Annotated in this window: 1 protein-coding gene; it reads right to left on the bottom strand. The window is 67.8% G+C overall.

Translation table 11 applies throughout. The features are described 5' to 3' along the window. Positions 1–13: 13 nt before the first annotated feature. Positions 14–233 (bottom strand): DUF2252 family protein (locus tag B4920_RS28090; RefSeq protein WP_139379799.1); only part of this gene is annotated, 220 nt, incomplete at its 5' end.

The raw sequence follows: 233 nt of genomic DNA on the forward strand, positions 1-233 counted from the left end.
GAGGGGAAGCCCTTCACCTCGCCTCTGAGGCGACCGGCAGCTCCCCGCAGGCGATGGCATCCAGCAGCAGGGCATGATCTTCCCGGGTGCGCTGGCCATAGGCCACCGCAAAGTCGGCGATGGCCTCATCCATCACCTCCGACTTGCCGAGGTAGCCGGCGATCTGGGCCGCATCCCCCGACTTGGCATGGGCCAGCGCCAGGGCCCAGCCGCACAACTGGCAATACTCCACG

The organism is Zoogloea sp. LCSB751, assembly GCF_002028455.1.
Lineage (GTDB): Bacteria > Pseudomonadota > Gammaproteobacteria > Burkholderiales > Rhodocyclaceae > Zoogloea.